This is a genomic window from Paenibacillus sp. NAIST15-1 (assembly GCF_001894745.1).
In the GTDB taxonomy this organism is placed as follows: Bacteria; Bacillota; Bacilli; order Paenibacillales; family Paenibacillaceae; genus Paenibacillus_B; species Paenibacillus_B suaedae.
The window spans coordinates 223316-241742 of record NZ_BBYF01000002.1 but is presented as its reverse complement, the minus strand read 5'-3'; the positions used below and the strand labels follow the sequence as shown (position 1 = coordinate 241742).

General features: G+C 46.6%; 15 protein-coding genes. All 15 read right to left on the bottom strand.

Features of this window, described 5'->3' with window-relative positions:
* Nucleotides 1-5 precede the first annotated feature (5 nt).
* The 15 genes from PBN151_RS04745 to xseB all read right to left on the bottom strand — a co-directional run bounded on the left by PBN151_RS04745 (nt 6) and on the right by xseB (nt 18425).
* The gene (locus PBN151_RS04745) at nt 6-1268 is read right to left on the bottom strand and encodes an efflux RND transporter periplasmic adaptor subunit (RefSeq protein ID WP_072727904.1); all 1263 of its coding nucleotides are present in this window, start codon (nt 1266-1268) and stop codon (nt 6-8) included.
* Nucleotides 1265-4378 (bottom strand): efflux RND transporter permease subunit, encoded by a 3114-nt coding sequence (locus PBN151_RS04740; protein ID WP_072727903.1) that lies wholly within the window; start codon nt 4376-4378, stop codon nt 1265-1267. The genes PBN151_RS04745 and PBN151_RS04740 overlap by 4 nt, the downstream gene beginning before the upstream one ends.
* A gap of 213 nt (nt 4379-4591) precedes the next feature.
* A complete protein-coding gene (locus tag PBN151_RS04735; protein ID WP_072727902.1) occupies nt 4592-5959 on the bottom strand; it encodes a sensor histidine kinase in 1368 nt (455 codons plus the stop codon).
* Nucleotides 5952-6638: a response regulator transcription factor gene (locus PBN151_RS04730; protein ID WP_083544929.1), complete on the bottom strand. Its 687-nt coding sequence runs from the start codon at nt 6636-6638 to the stop codon at nt 5952-5954. The genes PBN151_RS04735 and PBN151_RS04730 overlap by 8 nt, the downstream gene beginning before the upstream one ends.
* A 204-nt stretch (nt 6639-6842) precedes the next feature.
* Nucleotides 6843-7661, bottom strand: a complete 819-nt coding sequence (locus PBN151_RS04725; RefSeq protein WP_072727901.1) for an SHOCT domain-containing protein — start codon at nt 7659-7661, stop codon at nt 6843-6845.
* Nucleotides 7662-7980: 319 nt separating this feature from the next.
* Nucleotides 7981-8805 (bottom strand): sporulation transcription factor Spo0A, encoded by an 825-nt coding sequence (gene spo0A, locus PBN151_RS04720; RefSeq protein ID WP_021252968.1) that lies wholly within the window; start codon nt 8803-8805, stop codon nt 7981-7983.
* Between the two features lie 127 nt (nt 8806-8932).
* Nucleotides 8933-10399 (bottom strand): SpoIVB peptidase, encoded by a 1467-nt coding sequence (gene spoIVB, locus PBN151_RS04715; RefSeq protein ID WP_072727900.1) that lies wholly within the window; start codon nt 10397-10399, stop codon nt 8933-8935.
* 122 nt (nt 10400-10521) lie between these two features.
* On the bottom strand, nt 10522-12246 hold the full coding sequence (gene recN, locus PBN151_RS04710; protein ID WP_072727899.1) for a DNA repair protein RecN: 1725 nt from the start codon (nt 12244-12246) through the stop codon (nt 10522-10524).
* Between the two features lie 24 nt (nt 12247-12270).
* Nucleotides 12271-12720: a transcriptional regulator AhrC/ArgR gene (ahrC, locus tag PBN151_RS04705; RefSeq protein ID WP_005546729.1), complete on the bottom strand. Its 450-nt coding sequence runs from the start codon at nt 12718-12720 to the stop codon at nt 12271-12273.
* A gap of 120 nt (nt 12721-12840) precedes the next feature.
* Nucleotides 12841-13296 (bottom strand): DNA-binding protein, encoded by a 456-nt coding sequence (locus PBN151_RS04700; RefSeq protein WP_072727898.1) that lies wholly within the window; start codon nt 13294-13296, stop codon nt 12841-12843.
* 130 nt (nt 13297-13426) lie between these two features.
* Entirely contained in the window at nt 13427-14254 is an 828-nt protein-coding gene (locus tag PBN151_RS04695; protein ID WP_065293212.1) for a TlyA family RNA methyltransferase, read from the bottom strand.
* A 45-nt stretch (nt 14255-14299) separates the two neighbouring features.
* Nucleotides 14300-16201 (bottom strand): 1-deoxy-D-xylulose-5-phosphate synthase, encoded by a 1902-nt coding sequence (dxs, locus tag PBN151_RS04690; protein ID WP_072727897.1) that lies wholly within the window; start codon nt 16199-16201, stop codon nt 14300-14302.
* Nucleotides 16165-16809 (bottom strand): hypothetical protein, encoded by a 645-nt coding sequence (locus PBN151_RS04685; RefSeq protein ID WP_370510399.1) that lies wholly within the window; start codon nt 16807-16809, stop codon nt 16165-16167. Before PBN151_RS04685 ends, dxs begins: the two co-directional genes overlap by 37 nt.
* Before the next feature lie 448 nt (nt 16810-17257).
* A complete protein-coding gene (locus tag PBN151_RS04680; protein ID WP_072727896.1) occupies nt 17258-18199 on the bottom strand; it encodes a polyprenyl synthetase family protein in 942 nt (313 codons plus the stop codon).
* Entirely contained in the window at nt 18165-18425 is a 261-nt protein-coding gene (gene xseB, locus PBN151_RS04675) for an exodeoxyribonuclease VII small subunit (protein ID WP_072727895.1), read from the bottom strand. The genes PBN151_RS04680 and xseB overlap by 35 nt, the downstream gene beginning before the upstream one ends.
* Nucleotides 18426-18427: the final 2 nt, after the last annotated feature.

The following is an 18427-nucleotide window of genomic DNA, read 5'->3' as shown; positions in this document are numbered from 1 at the left end:
CTCCTCTACTTCGCAAGCCGCACCTGTTGTTTGTCCTTCAGTTGGTGCTGGCCTGAGATAATAATGGATTCTCCATCCTGCAATCCTTCAATTACCGGATATATCGCATCCTCCAATGTGCCAAGTGTGACAGAGCGCTTAATCGCCGTACCATTTTGATAGATGAACACAAATGCAGAGCCTTGTTCACGTACGACAGCAGTTGCTGGTACGACAGGAACCTTGCGTTCATTCTCCCCAGCAAGAATGACCTGAACCTTCATCCCCGCCTTTAATTCAAGCTTGGCATTATCCACTAACAGCTCCACAGCATACGTACGTGTGTCCATATCCATAACTGCGGATAAATAGGTAATAGAGCCCTCATACTTTTTTTCTGGCTTGCCAGACACATAGAAAGGCAACTTCTTCTTACCATGAAGCAGAGAAAGCATGTCTTCGGTCACTTTCCCCTGTACGCGAACGGTGTGGACATTGGCAACGCGTCCGATCTTCGTGCCTGGAGCCACATTCATTCCAGCAAGCACAGTCCATTCTGTCAAGACGCCATCGGTAGGAGCCTTGATTTCAGCTTCTGCAATCGCAAATTGCGCCTCTTTCAATTGAAACTCTGCTGCCGAGATTTGATCCTCTGCACCTACATCCTCTGCAAGTCTTTCCGCTGTATCCAGCTTCATTTTCAACACTTGCAAATCAAACTTTGTATTTTTAAGTTGCAGCTCAGACTGTTCTACAGAAGCTTTTTCTACAGTGCCTTCATCATAGCCGTTTTTAAGCTTATTCAACGCCTTTGTTTGCTCTTCGATTTGCTCTTCCATCTTCGTTATGGACATTCGCGTTTCCGAATTGTTCACACGTTTCGTCTCATGTGAAGTTTCCAGCAGTTTATTGGCATTCTGCAACGCCTGCTCTGCTCGCTGCTTTTGAGAAAGAATACGCGACACATCCGTCCGAGCGATCACTTCTCCGCGCTTCACACGATCTCCGCGCTTCTTCTCCACTGCCACAATTTCTCCGCTACCCTTAGCTACGATGTCTATCGTCACTGACGGCGCAATATCAGCGACGATCTCAGGTGCGGCCCCCATGATCTGTTTGGTCACAACGGTCGTCTTAACCTCTGCAACTGTAGATTGCGAATGTTGTTCGCTTGTCGCTTCGGGACCATTCACTTGATCCGACGCAGAGCACCCAGCCACTCCCACAGCCGCTCCCGCAAGCATCAACATAAGCAGTATTTTCATGCTTCGTAAATGGGATTGATTCATGATGAGGTCTCCTTCCCTTCTGTTAGCGGCGCTGCTCCATTCCCTTGTTGATCAAGAAACTGGTTCTTGTTTCTTTTACGCCGAGCTATCATATCATACATAATTGGAACAACCACAAGCGTTAATAATGTGGATACCGTCAAGCCGCCAATTACAACAACCGCCAATCCGCGGGATATAAGCGTACCGTGGCCGAATCCAAATGCAAGTGGAAGCAGCGCCATAATGGTTGCTCCTGCCGTCATGATGATAGGCCGCAAACGGGATATACCCGCTTCTATCAACGCACTCCTTACATCCTGTCCGGCTTCTCGCAGCTGCTGCGCCTTATCGATATACACAATGGCATTCGTCACTACAATGCCGATCAACATCATGAAACCGATTAAGGAGGTAATATTAATCGATTCATTCGTAACAATCAAACCAAGCACACCGCCTATAGCTGCAAACGGCAGGGAAAACATAATTGCAAATGGAGCAGTCGCATTGCCGAACGTAAGTACCATAATCAAGTACACGACAAACACTGCCGCAGCCATTGCTATGAATAACTGTCCAAAGCTGTCTCCAATATCTGCACTTATGCCCGACACGGATCGTCCAACCCCGTCTGGCAGCTGGATCAGATCTAAGGAGGCTGCTACTTGTGCACTAATGCCGCCTTTGTTCTGTCCATTTAATTTCGCCGTAACATTGATGACCTGTTTCTGATTGTCTCGCTTAATGGAAGCTGGGGACTTCACTCGTTTAATCGTAGCGATATCCGCAACTGAAATGGTTTCCTGAGTCGGTGTTCTCAGTTGAATCTGCCCAACCGCGCTCAGATCACCACTCAACCCCTTCTCCGTCTCTACTACCGTGGACAACAGACCTTCTTGGTACCGATACTCGCCAATCTTATCTTGGAACAGCCACGTCTGCAGTGTGCCCTGGACGATAGCAGGTGTTAGTCCGAATTGTCTCGCTTTCCGCAGATCGACATCGATCACCACTTCAGAGGAAGCTTCGCTTAACGAATCTTTGATCTCCGACAACTCAGGGAATTTGATCATTTCTTGCTTGATAATTGCCGCTGCCTCTCTTAGCTGAACTGCATCTTCACCAGACAACACATATACAAAATCCGGCGCTGCACTGGTGTCCCCTGTCAATGTCCGTGTATCCAGCTCCGATCCAGCGGGAATATATGCTTCCAGCTTGGCTTTATATTCACGTCTTACTTGCTCCACATTAGCCTCTTCATTTACTTCCGTATAGATTTGGGCCATGTATGGCATCGCATTCGGATCGCCTGCGTACCCGACCAGCGTCTCAATGAACGTGAACAGCGGCTTATTCTGTGCGTCTTTAGCAGCGCGAAGCTCCGCTTCCATCTCCTTCATCACATTATCTGTCGCCTTCAAGGAATTCTCATAAGGAAGCTTAATGGTGAAGAAGAACTGACGCGGCGGTGTCCCTTCTGGCATTAAGGTAAAGGCAAGCTGTGGGACAAGCGCAACCATTGTGACGATAAACAACAGAATTGAGATGAACAATGTCTTGATCCGATGATTGAGGGACCACACTAAGAGCTTGCGATAGCCGGTCGTAATTCTGGATGGCTTGTGCTCTCCAGCATCATGTCCCTTCACATTAGCCTGCTTCAGTACGAGCAGCTTCGCCAGCATCGGGATAACAGTCAGGGCCACGAGCAGTGATGCCATCAAAGCACAGGCCAATGTAATTGCGAAAGGACGGAACAGCTGCCCCGCTGCTCCACTGATCATGCCGATCGGTGCAAATACGCCCACTGTTGTTAACGTAGATGACGTAATTGCATTGGCTACTTCCTTCGTCGCCAGCGCGATAACGGATTCATTCCGTTCCTCAGCCCGATACAGCTTGGCATATATATTCTCAATGACGACAATACTGTCGTCGACCACACGGCCTATCGCAATAAACATGCCGCCGAGCGTCATAATATTAAGGGAGATATCCATCCATTTCATCAGCAATAGGGCAATAAGCACGGAGAGTGGAATGGATATGAGCACGATTAAGGTCATTCGCATATTTCTCAGAAAAACCAGAATCATGAGAGAGGCAAGCAGTGCACCAACTAATCCCTCCCGGACAAGCCCGCCAATGGATTGCTTCACTTCGTCAGCATAATTGTAGACCTTCTTGAAGGTTACACCTGCAAGTTCTGATTCCCACTTGCTCATCAAACGATCGGCACCTGTAGAGAATTCAACCGCGTTAGCTCCGTTCGCCTTATATAGCAAAATACCGATAGCCGGCTGATCATCCAGCCTCGCGATGAACTTGGATTCCGAGATCTCAGTGATCTTCCCGAGCTCCGTCAATCGGATCGTATCCCCCTGAGGAGATTGCACAGCAATTTCCTCTAGTTGCTTGACACTAGTTAATCCGTTGTTCATGCGGGCAAGCAGCGTATTCCCCTCCAATTCCACTGTTCCTGCCGGACCTGATGCCAAAGCGTTGCGGACGGCTTCTGATACCTGAGCAGGCGTTAACCCATAGGATCGAAGCCTATCTGGAAGGAGTCCTATACTCAGATGTGTACTTCGATCACCGATCACGTCCATATGATCCAAGCCTCGTAATGCTTGAAATCCCGGCTTAATCGTCTTGGTGAAATGCTCCTCTAATTGAGATTGCGTTACCCCCTCTTTCCCATATACCGCTAAATAGTAGGAAGGGATGGAGGCTACCCCAAATGTGGATACACGCGGTCGTTCTACACCCGATGGGAACGCTATTTCTTGGATCAAGCTTTCTATATCCGCCTTCTTCCGATCAGTATCCACCCCTTCTTCAAACCTGATAAGAATGGACGCTGTTTGGTCACTGGATGTGGAAGATATCGACTTGATTCTTTCCATGCCGGAGAGCTTCTTCTCAATCGGTTTCGTAACCTGTTCCACTACGTCCTGAGGGGGTGCTGCATATTGTGCAGTCACCAATACATACGGGATGGAAACGTCTGGCATGTTGTCTATTTTCAAGCCCGTCGACGCATAGATACCTCCCCCGAACAGCATTGCTACGATAATGAACACCGCAGCCACATTCTTCATTGAAAATCGAATCAACGAATTCATAATGTGTGTCTCTTCCTCCTCCTTAACGTCTCCGCGTCCCCTTGCGATAGCTTGAGATATACGCTAACAAGGAAATATGAACGGAGTATGAACTCAGGAACATTTTTACAATAATGTTCTGCAAATTTGTGGATAAAAAAACCATAACCGCGGTTTTCCTTTGGCTATGGTCCCATTCGTTCTCTTATATATAAATTTCATGATTGCAATTCCTTACATCGCATTAGGCGATCGCAGTCTAATCGTCACCGTCGTTCCTTCCCCAGTACGGCTCGCAATTGTGACTGTCCCTTGATGGAGCGCTATGACTTTATTGACAATTGCCAGTCCCAAACCACTTCCATTTCCATCTCTACGCCTTGACCGATCAACTTTATAAAACCGCTCAAATACCCGAGTTAGCTCTTGATCAGGGATACCTATCCCGGTATCGGTAATCGTCACTTGCGTCCACCCTGTCGGCTGGTTCGTTAACGAAATGGTAATTGTCCCATTGTTCGGCGTAAACTTCATGCTGTTGCCGATTATATTCATCCAAACATGGCTAAGCAGATCTTCGTCCGCGACAATCGTTATAGGAGTCAACTGCAAATCCATATGCAGCGTCTTGTCTTTCCATTGCGGCTCGCAGGCTACTACAATTCTCCGAAGCTGCTCATCGAGCGCGTAAGCTCTCATGTTCATCGGATGATGATCCGACTCCAGAGAGGCCAGCTGGAGCAGGTTATCGCTTACCCGAGATAATCGCTCACTTTCCGTTAAAATAATGTGCAGATATCTCTCCCGCTGCTGTTCCGGAATGACATTCGATTTTAGAGCTTTAGTGAATCCTATGATTGAGGTTAGAGGGGACTGGATCTCATGCGATACATTGGAGACGAAATCCTGCCTCATCTGCTCAAGCTGGTTCAGCTCTTTAGCCATTTGATTGAAGCTATTCGCCAGCTCGCCAATCTCATCTCTTCTCCTCATGCGCAGCTCTGCCGAGAAATCCCCTTTTGCCATCTTCCTCGTAGCTGCAGTCATTCGCTTAACCGGCAATACAACAAATCGGGCAGCGATCAGGAAACATAAGCTGCCAACAACAAGCACGACGACGAGAACCATTGTAATAAATCGGCCGATTACATCCAAACCACTAATCGACATTTGCAAAAATAAAGCCTGACGCTCGTTACCGATCTGTATAGGGATCCCGATAATCGGCTCTTGTTCATCATTGTCCGCAATTGCACGAATCCGCTCCCCTTCTAGCACCTTCTTCAGCTGTTCTGCCTTAATGGGGTAACCTGCCCGTTCTTTCGCATTGTGGTGAATAACAGTGTCTCCATCACTATTCAATATCCGAACCTCATACATCGTAAGTGCCTTCAACGACATCACATAATCCTTAAATTGAGATGCTGACATCGAAGTACGCAGACGAGCCAAGTCATCACCAAGATTCATCAATTGACGGTACGACACTTCTTCCATTTCCTTCTGAAACAACAACCCCGACACAGAAAAGGCGGCAATAATGCCGATAATAATTGCTAATATGAACGTAAGCACCACTTGAACGTACAGGGTCTTAATCATGACATACCTCAATTCGATATCCGAGGCTGCGAGCAGTCACAATATTAAAGATCTCCGAGTAGTTGGAAAATCGTTCACGGAGCCGCTTAATATGTACGTCAACGGTTCGGTCGTCCCCTGTATAGTCCATCCCCCATATATCCTGTATGAGCTGTTCCCTCGTTAAGATCTGCCCAGGGCAACTCGCAAGCTTAAACAAGAGTTCAAATTCCTTCAGTGGCAGTGTAATGACAGAGTCGTCATCCTCCATCATTACTTTATAACTGCTTCGATCCAAGCGCAGCGGGCCAAGCTGCACAACCTGCGAGAATGCAATTCGGTAACGCCGAAGCAGTGCTTTGACGCGCATTACCAGCTCCACTGGATCGAATGGCTTCGTTATATAATCGTCCGTTCCCAATTGGAATCCTCTTACCTTCTGCCCGGGCTCCCCTTTGGCTGTAGCCATAAGGATAGGCAAATCAGGATGTGAACGGCGCAGCTCCTCGCACAGCTCCCACCCATCCATATTCGGCATCATTATATCTAAAATGACAAGATCGACTCGCTCCGCATCCATGTACCGTAGCGCCTCCACCCCATCCCGTGCTTCAATAACGTGAAATCCTTCTGCTCGGAGATATAATCCTATCAGTTCCACTATATTTTCATCGTCGTCTGCGACCAATATCGTTCTCATGTGCAGGGTTTCTCCTTTGGTTTGGAACATTTTTCAATAAGTTAATTGTAATATATCACCATCCCATCTTCCATCATTACCTTAAAATCTATCAAAAAAAATAAGCGTCTCCCTGTACGGTCGACACTTATTCTCTCTTACGATTGTGCTTTATTGTAAATTATAATGATTTTTTTATTTCAATATGACTTTATGTATTTTAAACTAACCAATTAATTTCTTCTTTTGGGCATCGAATTCCTCTTGACTTATAACGCCCTCATCCTTCAATTGAGAAAGCTTGCGAAGCTCATCAGCCACTAATACTGTAGACGTTGGCTCTATTACAGTTGTAGTCCCTGTCGACTTTACGGTCTCATTTGGCTTAACGGAGTCTAATCCACGTTTCATTAACACATTAATTAGCTGATGACATTGATATGCCTCTTCAAAAGCCCTTTTATATTCAGATTCATTCTCAAGAAGCCCATAACCATCGTTAAGAAATTTAATTTTATACACGGGTTGATACATATCATCTACTATGATGCTCAACTCAATTTTTTTGATACGTCTATTACATCTATAGCCTAGTAAAGAGTGTCCCCCTCCATTATCATGACCACAGTGATCTCTATGCATCGTTGAGATATTGTTCTCATCAAGAAGCAATTCAGACTTTACGATATCTCGGTAGTTGTATATTTGAGGTCTAAAACTGTTTTTATGGCAGAAGCATATTTGTTGTTGTTTTTCATCAACGAGTAATGACATTTCTGCGCCCACCGATTCGAAATGATGAGAAGCTTTAAATTCAGGTGCCCGATTTAATACTGTAGTTGTAATAGTGCGATTATTATCGATTTCCGCTGCTTCAAGCTGCCTCCATTTAAATCTGCTAAAAATAGGTATTAGCACAGAAGCAAAAGTTATTACATAAAAAGAAAAAGGAACATCATGATGATTACCGAAAAAAAGCAATAATAGACAAACTATTGATATTGGCAATGTGAAGATGAAAGTAAATTTAAGTAAACCTACCAAGACTCTCTCCCCTTCTTACAATCTCTATGCTGATATTTGATTTTAATACTATTGCATGTTATGCATCAACATTCAATGATAATCAAGGTAAATCTAACAAAATAAGGGGGTTTCGGAGAAAATAATGAATCATCTTCGATCTAATTTTACTATATTATGTTTATTCCCCATATAATAGATGATATAACAAGAATAAATAAGCGCCATCCGATTAGGATCGACGCTTATTTATTGATAGTGCTCCGCTATTTATTTTGATGTTTACCGTTAAATACAACGAAAAAATAAAATCTCGCCGCAAAATCCACAGCAATGATTCCTAAGAAACCTTATGCTCGATTCTCAGCTTATCAGCGACCATCGCGATGAACTCGGAGTTAGTTGGCTTCGACTTACTGATGTTGATTGTGTAGCCAAATAGACGGCTAATGCTGTCGATGTTGCCGCGAGTCCATGCAACTTCAATCGCATGGCGGATCGCGCGCTCAACGCGGCTGGGTGTCGTTTTGTACTTCTCCGCGATCGCTGGATACAGCGTTTTCGTGATGGAGCCCAAAATTTCGATATTGTTGTACACCATCGTGATTGCTTCGCGCAAGTACTGGTACCCCTTAATATGCGCAGGAACACCGATTTCATGTATGATAGACGTGATATTCGCGTCTAAGTTTTTGGATTTGCCAAGCGGTACGACATTCGACTTCGATACAGATGATGTCATTAAGTTACTAGCAGATCCTCCAGTTACCGAAGCATTGGATGCAACACCTGCCAGCTGTCTAATACGATTCGCCAAAATGTCCATATCGAAAGGCTTCAATATGTAATAGGATGCGCCAAGTTGAACCGCACGTTGCGTAATGCTCTCTTGGCCGAAGGCTGTGAGCATAATGATCTTCGGTTGCGGGGACAAGTCCATATTGCGCAAGCGCTCAAGTACACCCAAACCATCCAAATGAGGCATAATAATATCGAGAATGAGCACGTCAGGCACCGCTCTCGTCTGCTCAAGGAATTGGAGCACCTCTTCGCCATTATAGGCAACACCAGTAACGACCATGTCGTCTTGTTCGGATAAGAAATCAGCCAACAAATTTGTAAATTCTCTGTTGTCGTCCGCTAACAATATTTCGATCTTTTGCAACTTGGGATCCTCCCTTGTCAAAGTTTCGCACACGATAGTAACCGGTTTGGTGTTTATCGCTTCCAGATCATGTTATTCGACATCAAAGATGAAATTCCTTCTGTCGAAAACTTTTTTTCTTTATTTTTTAAAATTTTTCTATTATAATTAATGATTTGTCCAACGATCCAACAGATTTCGTATTCATTCGTATCGATTCGACATATCCTGAAGATTGATGCGATCGTCGTGATGTAAAAGAAAAAGAAGGATCACGTTGAACGTGAACCTTCCCTTGTTCATTCATTGACTGAGGTGAAGCCAGGACAACACCAGCATCCTGCAGCATCCATTCGATAAAGCATCCATAGCCTGAGCTTGGATCATTGACGAACACATGCGTAACTGCACCAATCAATTTGCCATCTTGAATAATCGGACTGCCGCTCATCCCTTGCACAATGCCTCCGGTTTTTTGCAGCAGCCGCGGATCTGTTATGCGGATAACCATCCCTTTGGTTGCAGGTGCTGATTGCTTCGTAACATGGACGACTTCAATCTTGTATCGTTCCACTTGTTGACCATTCACCACGGTCAGCATTTCGGCAGGTCCCACCTTAACCTCTTCGCGGAATGCAACAGGAATCGGTTCTTTATATACACTATGTTCTGGATTAGATACCATCTTACCAAAAATGCCAAATGGCGTATTGCGTTCGATATTGCCTAAAACACGGCTTTCCTTCACAAATTGAGCACGTTTTTCACCTGGTTCTCCATTTTGACTTTTCGAAATGGAAGTTACATGGGACTGGACAATTTCACCTTGCCCCACCACGATCGGAGTCTGCGTGTCCATATCCGTAATGATATGTCCAAGCGCCCCATACACTCCTTGGTCTGGAGCATAGAACGTCAAAGTTCCTACTCCGGCTGCTGAATCTCGGATGTACAAGCCTAGCCGCCACGTTTTGTCCTCCTGATCGTACGCGGGGGTCAACTGAGCTTTCACTTCAGTATCGCCGCGCCGAATTACAAGATCAAGTGGACGTTTGTTCTCGCCAGCCTGCTTCACGATATCCGCAACCTTGCTTACATCATTCAATCGATTTCCGTTCATACTCGTAATGAGATCACCAAGGCGAACACCTGCTTCTTCACCTGGAGATACTTTGCGTTCTCCCTCAACCTTCACAAGATGATGGCCGACAACAAGGATGCCTGCTGATTTGACTTTGACGCCAATCGTTTGGCCTCCGGGAATGACACGCAAATTCGGAACTACATTCACTTTCAATGTCTTGAGTGGAATGCCTCCGAACAGCTTCAATTTCAGCTCTGCTTGACCAGATTGGGCTGACTGTAATGAAATTGGACGATTCGGTGATAATTGGAATGTAGGTCGATTCTCGCCGTTCACACGCAAAATATCCGGTCGATCTACCGTCGCTGAAGCCTGAACAGGCATCACGAGATCAAGCTTCGTTTGCTGTCCTTCAAATAACCTCAGTTGATTCGGCAGCGCCGCATACGTGCGAAAGGTTGCTGTTGTAGTGCTTAAGCATACAAGAATGACGAGCATTAGGCCAAGCAGTCGTTTGACGTTGGGGTTCAAAGGTGGTCACACTCCTTTGTTAGACGGAAGCTTGACGAAAAGAGACGTGCCCATTTCGTAACTTTAAGGTATCCCCGGCCCCTACGTTTTATAAGTGAAAATGATTCCTAAATCCCTTAGAATTACGCACCTTTTTGACGTTCAGCCAATTCAAGCATTTCTTGTGCATGATGCATAGTCGCTTCCGTTACTTCCACCCCGCCTAGCATGCGAGCAAGCTCGATAATACGGCCTTCATCCTCCAATTCATGTACCTGAGTAGAAGTCCGTTCATCTCGAACCTGCTTCTCGATGTAGTATTGGTGGTCAGCCATGCAAGCAACCTGTGGAAGATGAGTAATAGCGAATACTTGTCCACTCCGAGACACTTCAGCAAGCTTCTCAGCAATGGCTTGAGCGGCCCGGCCACTTACGCCAGTATCCACTTCGTCAAATACGAGCACTGGGATTCGATCAACTTCGGCAAAGATTGTCTTCATGGCAAGCATGATACGTGACAGCTCACCGCCAGATGCGATCTTATGGAGCGGACGCAATGGTTCTCCAGGGTTCGGTGAAATAAGGAACTCTGCATCATCCCATCCGTTCTTCGTGAAGCGAACAGATACACCGTCGACCTCATGCCCGCCTTGTCCATCCTGCAATCGATCCAAACGGACATCGAGCCGAGTACGTTCCATATGAAGATGCTGCAGTTCCGCTTCAATTCGCTTCGTCAATTCCAGTGATAACTCTCGGCGAGCATCACTCAGGGCTTGCGCTCGCTTAGCGAGCTTACCCAGACGTTCTTGTGTCTCTGCTTCGAGCTTCAATATGCGTTCATCCTTATGTTCCAGCTTGTCAGCTTCATCTTCAATCTTGGCTAAATATTCAAGCATCTCCTCAACAGTTGAGCCATACTTGCGCTTCAATGAAGTCAGCTGATCCAGTCGATCCTCAATTTGTTCAAGGCGTTCCGGATTGAACTCGATATTCTCACGGTAATCGCGGAGCTGGTAAGCCGCATCTTCCAGTTGATAATACGCATTTTGCATTTGCTCAATTATAGGCTGAAACTTAACTGCGTCGTACATGAGCACATCTTCAAGTTTGGAAATTGCGACACTAACGGAATCCATTGCACCTTGGCCATACAAGCGTTCATAAGATACATTTACATGATCCATAAGCTGCTCCGCATTGGCTAGTTTGCGCTTTTCTTCCGTTAATGATTCATCCTCACCAATTTTCAACTGTGCATTGCGCAGCTCCTCAATCTGGAACCGGTACAGATCAAGCATCTGGTAGGCTTGCTGACTCGTTTCCTTCAATTGATTCAATTCATGCTGCAGCGCCATGAAGCATCCGTAATCATCACGATATTTCCGCTTAAGTACAGCAACCTCTTCCCCGCCATAAGCATCGAGCCAGTCCAAGTGACGCTCAACCTTGAGAAGGGATTGGTGCTCATGCTGCCCATGAATATTTATGAGCAGCTCACCGATTTCGCGCAGCATCGTCAACGTAACCATTTGACCATTGATCCGGCACATGCTCTTGCCCTGCGCGGTCAATTCCCTGCGAATAATGAGGAGCTCTTCACTGCTTCCCTGAATCCCTAAGCGGGAAAGCGCCTCCCATACCGGATGATCAATGGCAAGATCGAACGAAGCCTCGACTTCCGCGCGATCACAGCCATATCGAACAAAATCTGCTGATCCCCTTGCTCCTCCGATAAGACCTAACGCATCAATAATGATCGACTTGCCCGCGCCCGTTTCCCCCGTTAAGACATGAAATCCACGGTGAAACCGCAGCTGTACCGATTCAATAACCGCCAAATTGCGGATAGATATAGCTACTAGCAAGAAGAACCCCTCCCGGAAGAACACTTATGAAATGTAACTCATCACTTGATCAACAACACTCTGACTCAATTCTTTGGTACGGCAAATGATCAAGATTGTATCATCACCGCATACCGTGCCCATAATTTCAGGCCATTCAATCGAGTCCATCAATACAGCGATCGCATTTGCTGTACCTGGTAGACACTTCATGACTACTAAGTTCTCAGCGCTGTCTACACTGACGAAGTTATCAAGAAGTGACCGCTTTAACTTCTGTGCAGGATTGAAGCGCTGATCGATTGGGAGTGAATATTTATATCGGCCATTGTCCATTGGCACCTTAATGAGATGCAATTCTTTCATATCCCGAGATACAGTTGCTTGAGTAACATGGAACCCTGCATTGCGCAATGAATCCACCAGCTCGTCTTGCGTCTCAATATCGTTATTCATTACGATTTCTCGGATTTTAATATGTCGTTGTCCTTTCATGCATGCCCTCCATACTGTCTACACCATAATTCCATGACTTATTATTTGCTTATTGCGATAACTTTCATATTGCATTGTTCGCTTGCCATTCTTTCATACCTACGCCTAATCTTGCAAGGGTCAAGCTTCTGCTTCCCCAAACTCCATATGAAGCATGCGAATTCGCCGCTCTGCCATATCAACGACAAGCAGCCCATCACATTCAGGATATGCCGCGAAGTAAGCTCCCCAATGTCTGCGAATTGCACTGGCGCTCCAATCGAGCTGCATCCGTTCGCGTACGATACGAACAATATACCATTGTTCGCCCCGTTTGACGACCATATCAATCCACAATTTCGTGGACTCTAGCTCTTCTCCGTTCATCTGAATCTGAATTGGCACAAAATACTTGCCGCCAATGATCTCGTAACCCGCTGACTCAAGCAATGCGACAATCTCTTCATCCTGCGGATATCTCTCGGATAAGCACACATTCTCCATCGCTTCAGGTGTTCGCATATAATGTCGTATTGCATATCCAATCCATACAGCCAAACCAATTCCGATCAATCCCATGATCCAACGATCACCCATCGAAATTCACCCCTGGTTCGCAGCCTATGCGCATATAGATTTGATTAGATACGTGCTATGGTGCAAAAGAAACTCATCCGACGGATGCTTGTCCCGGATGAGTTTCTTCTACAGCATGTTCCATTGCCAGCTAGGATCGGAACGTAGTATGTGCCTCTCTCACGATGTCAGCGATCAGATCGCGTGATACATGCGGCACTTCTTCTTCCGTAAGTTCAGGCACATTCCAGTACGCTAGAAATTCAATATTGCCCTCTCCGCCCGTTATTGGAGAGTACGTTAACCCTTCCAATTGGAAACCGATCGAGGCAGCAAAATCAAGAATCTCTCTCAACACCTGCTCATGTGTACTTGCTTCACGAACAATTCCCGATTTGCCAACCTTCTCACGCCCTGCTTCGAATTGAGGCTTAATCAGTGCAACTACCCGTCCAGGCTTAGCCAGCAATCGCGCAAGTGGTGGTAGGATCAGTTTCAAGGAAATAAAAGAAACATCAATAGAAGCTGTATCCGGTACCGGTCCTACTAAATCCCCTGGCTCCGTATATCGGAAATTCGTTCTCTCCATGACGATTACCCGATCATCATTGCGCAAAGACCAGTCAAGCTGGTTGTAGCCGACATCTACCGCATACACCTTCTGTGCACCATTTTGCAATGCGCAATCGGTAAATCCCCCAGTAGATGCTCCAATATCAAGCATTACAGCGTCCTGCATGTTCAATCCGAATTGCTGGATCGCCTTCTCCAGCTTAAGTCCGCCGCGGCTCACATAAGGATGAACCGCTCCCTTCACGGTAATTGCAGCATCACGCGGTACTTTCATGCCAGCCTTTTCAATTCGTTCCGCATTTGCAAGCACAAGGCCTGCCATAATGGCAGCCTTGGCCTTCTCTCTACTCGTATAATACCCCTGCTCGACGAGCAGGACATCAATTCGTTCCTTCGGTATAGACATTCTGTACTCCCGTCTCATTCCATTCATTCATCAATGCGAACATAATTAAGCCCGAGTCAACCGATTATTGCCGCCTGTTGCGAATAACATCGAATGAACTTCTTTCACAACCCGTTCAGGCGTTAAGCCAACTTCATTCCGCTGTTCCTTAATGCTACCATGTTCGACGAAGCAATCAGGAACCCCAATTGGCTTCACTCTCATATCGTAAACGCCATGGTTAGCATACCATTCCAGTACAGCACTACCTAAACCTCCGATTGCCGAGCTTTCTTCCAACACGATTACCGGAATGCGATCCTTCCCTAGCTGATGCAGCATCTCGTCATCAAGCGGCTTAACAAATCTCGCATTAATCACTCGAATACGAATGCCTTCTTTTCGCAACAACTCTGCTGCTTCCTCTGCAACCTGCACCATCGGACCGATAGCCAGAACAGCCGCTGAATCTCCATTCCGAACGGTTTCCCACGTTCCTATTGGAATCGGGCTCAATTCGGTGTCCATTGGTACCCCTACAACCGCATTACGCGGATAGCGAACGGCAATCGGGCCTGCGTCATAATCAACAGCCGTCTTCATCATATGACGAAGCTCATTCTCGTCCTTCGGCATCATAATGACCATATTAGGGATATGACGCAAGAATGGTATATCATATACCCCTTGATGCGTCTCCCCATCTGGGCCTACGAAGCCCGCTCGGTCAATTGCAAAGATGACATTAGCTTGTTGACGGCAAATATCATGTACAACCTGATCGTACGCTCGCTGCAGGAAGGTTGAATATACCGCAAATACAGGCTTCATTCCTTCCATAGCCATAGCAGCGCACATCGTTGCTGCATGCTGCTCTGCGATACCTACATCAATCATCCGGTTCGGATACAGCTTCTCGAACTTCAAGAGTCCTGATCCGCCTGGCATTGCAGGTGTTACTGCCACGATTCGCTCGTCTTGCTCAGCGAGCTCAATGAGCACATCACTGAAGATATCGGTGTAATTCGGCGTGCCCACTGATTTAAGGGGCTGGCCGGATTCAATCTTATAAGGTGTTGCTCCATGCCATTTATGGGAATCGGCTTCAGCTGGTGAATATCCTTTCCCTTTGCGGGTTACAACATGGACGAGAACCGGTCCATCGATACGGTCTGCCTGCTGGAAAATGTCCAGGAGCTTATCAATATCATGACCGTCTACAGGGCCAAAATATTTCAAGCCGAATTCTTCGAACAGCATGCCGGAGACGACTAGGTATTTCAGTCCGTCCTTCACGCGTTCTGCCGTTTTAGCCAGCTTACCGCCAATAGCCGGAATTTTTTTGAGCAGCTGTTCAACTTCTTCTTTGGCTTTTTTATAGTTGCGGTCAGAGCGAATTTTACACAAATAATTATGTAATGCTCCTACATTTGGCGCAATGGACATTTCGTTGTCATTCAGCACAACCATCAACTTGCGCTTTTCATGCCCGATATGGTTCAATGCTTCCAGCGCCATACCGCCTGTGAGCGCACCGTCTCCAATGATTGCGACTACCCGATTATCCTGACCTTGCAGGTCACGGGACAATGCCATCCCCATTGCGGCGGACAAAGACGTACTGCTGTGTCCGGCTTCCCATACATCGTGTTCGCTCTCTGCACGCTTCACAAAGCCGCATAAACCTTTATATTGGCGCAATGTATCGAACTGATCCTTGCGTCCTGTTAATATTTTGTGAACGTAGGCTTGATGGCCAACGTCGTATAACATTTTGTCCTTCGGGCTGTCATAGTAATAATGCAGGGCAAGCGTTAGCTCAACAATCCCCAAGTTAGATGCTAGATGACCTCCGGTCACTGCCAGCTTTTCAATTAAGAATTGACGAATTTCGGCCGCTAGCGGCTCCAGTTGCTCCTTAGGCAACTGCTTCAAGTCGCTAGGTTGATTAATCTGTTCGAGCAGCACGGGATTTCCCTCGCTTTCGTTGTTTCGATTTGCTGCGTTTCAACGGTGAAGAATGAAATATTGAACTTCGTCTCCAACACGTAGAAACACTTCCCAATTAGCAGGACGATCGGAGTGGCGTAATAAATAGCAAAGGATTTTCCGAGTGCCTTCCCGCCAACCGTCAATGCTGATACGAGTCCTGTGAAGACAACGCTCGTTACCGTCTTCATTACTGCGGAGTCAGCATCCATCGAATATAACAAGTTCGTAACGACTATTGCTGTGGCCGACCCACTGATTACTCCAGTCATATCGCCGTTCACGTCATTACAGAAATTGGAGAATCGGTCTGCGTTACGAACGATTGCGATCGCCTGCTTCGCGCCAGCAACCTTCTCAGAAGCCATGGCGTGAAAAGGTGTCTCCTTCGCTGCCGCTGCAGATAACCCCATCATATCAAAAAACACTCCGATGAGCACGAGTAGGAGCACGATCACCATCCCGATGCCCCAGCCTACTCCCTCCAGCATCGAAGTCGATACGACGGAAAAAATAGCAGCTAGAGCAAATGTGACGATGAAAATAAATACGCTCCACCGAACGGAATGTTTGAAAGAGAATTTCATTGTATGTGATGTTCCATCCTTTATGTGTTAGAACTGTCTGATCAGTTACGTAAAGTTAAGAGTGGCAACTTCTAAAGTAAACGCTGTGGCTTAGGTCAAGTAGGTTTTCCCAGATGCTCGCCTCCTCGTCGCCGAGCAGGCCGTTTCCAATTAAGAGCGCCTTGACGTTGTCGCCAATCGCCAGACTGAATTACCACTTAGTCCACACTATAATCCTTAAGAAGCTTCACGCCAGTGAACAGTCTAGGAGTTTTCCTCGGGCAGCCCTGAACCAACCCTTAGCCTCTTTTGCAAGCCAGATTTCATACGGCATACGATTCATGCGTTCTTTGGCCGTGCCCTTTAGCGAATTTTTAGGCCCGCCTTCAGCGTTGGTAGGCCGACTAGAATACTGCACCACTCTACGCAAGGCCTATTATATCATAAACAGTGCCTAAATACTCGCCAATTAATGGTCTCGCTTCATCAAATAATCTGCCATGCCAACCAATAGCTCAGGTTTTTGGAACCCTGCATTCGCAATTGCAGCCTTCGCTTCCTCAGTCAAGCGTTCCACTTCCTGTTTCGATTCTTCAAGGCCGATGAAGTACGGATAAGTAACCTTCCCGCTCTTCTCATCGCTTCCCTTCGGCTTACCCAGCATGGCTTCATCTCCGATGACATCCAAAATATCATCTTGAATTTGAAAGGCGAGCCCAAGCTTATAACCATAGGTCGTCAGCGCTTGCAGCTGCTGTTCCGATGCGCCACCAATCCGCCCGCCTGCGCGAAGGGAGCATACAATAAGATCACTTGTCTTATGCAGATGGATGTATTCCAGCTGATCCAACGTCGTAATCCCTTGCTCACCGAGCATGTCAGCAGCCTGCCCGCCGACCATCCCGTTCATCCCTGCATACTCTGCCAATTCCTCTACAATAGACAAGGATACCTCAGCTGCAACACCATGCTGGCGTGTGCTCTGCACAATACAGTGGAAAGCCTGCGTCAACAGACCGTCTCCAGCGAGAATTGCCATGGCCTCACCATAGATTTTATGATTGGTCGGCTTGCCACGGCGTAGATCATCATTGTCCATTGCAGGCAGATCATCATGTACCAATGAGTACGTATGAATCATCTCGATGGCACATGCAACCGGCTCCGCTGCTCGTGTGTTGCCCCCTAAGCTATCACAGGCCATTAACACACATACTGGCCGCAGCCGCTTGCCGCCTGCCATTAACGAATAATGCATCGATTGTGTTAGCGGCTCAGGAGTATTGCGCTTGCTGTCCAGCATCTTCGGCAGTATCGATTCAATCCGAGTTGCCTGCTGCTTCACATAATCGGCAAATACTCCGGCCGATTGATAATTAATCAATCGAATCACCCGTCTCCTCTGTTGCATACGGCTGACGCTTCCATTCGCCGTTCTGCTCGGTTACCATCTCTATCTTGCGTTCAACTTGTTCCAGCTTCTCTGAACAAAGCTTAGAGAGCATCATTCCTTCTTGGAACAACTCAATTGATTGTTCAAGAGGAGCGTCTCCGCTTTCTAGTTTGGCAACGATCTCTTCCAACTTATCCATCGCCGCCTCGAAGCTTAATTGTTTAATAGTCTCTTTATTTTCCATGA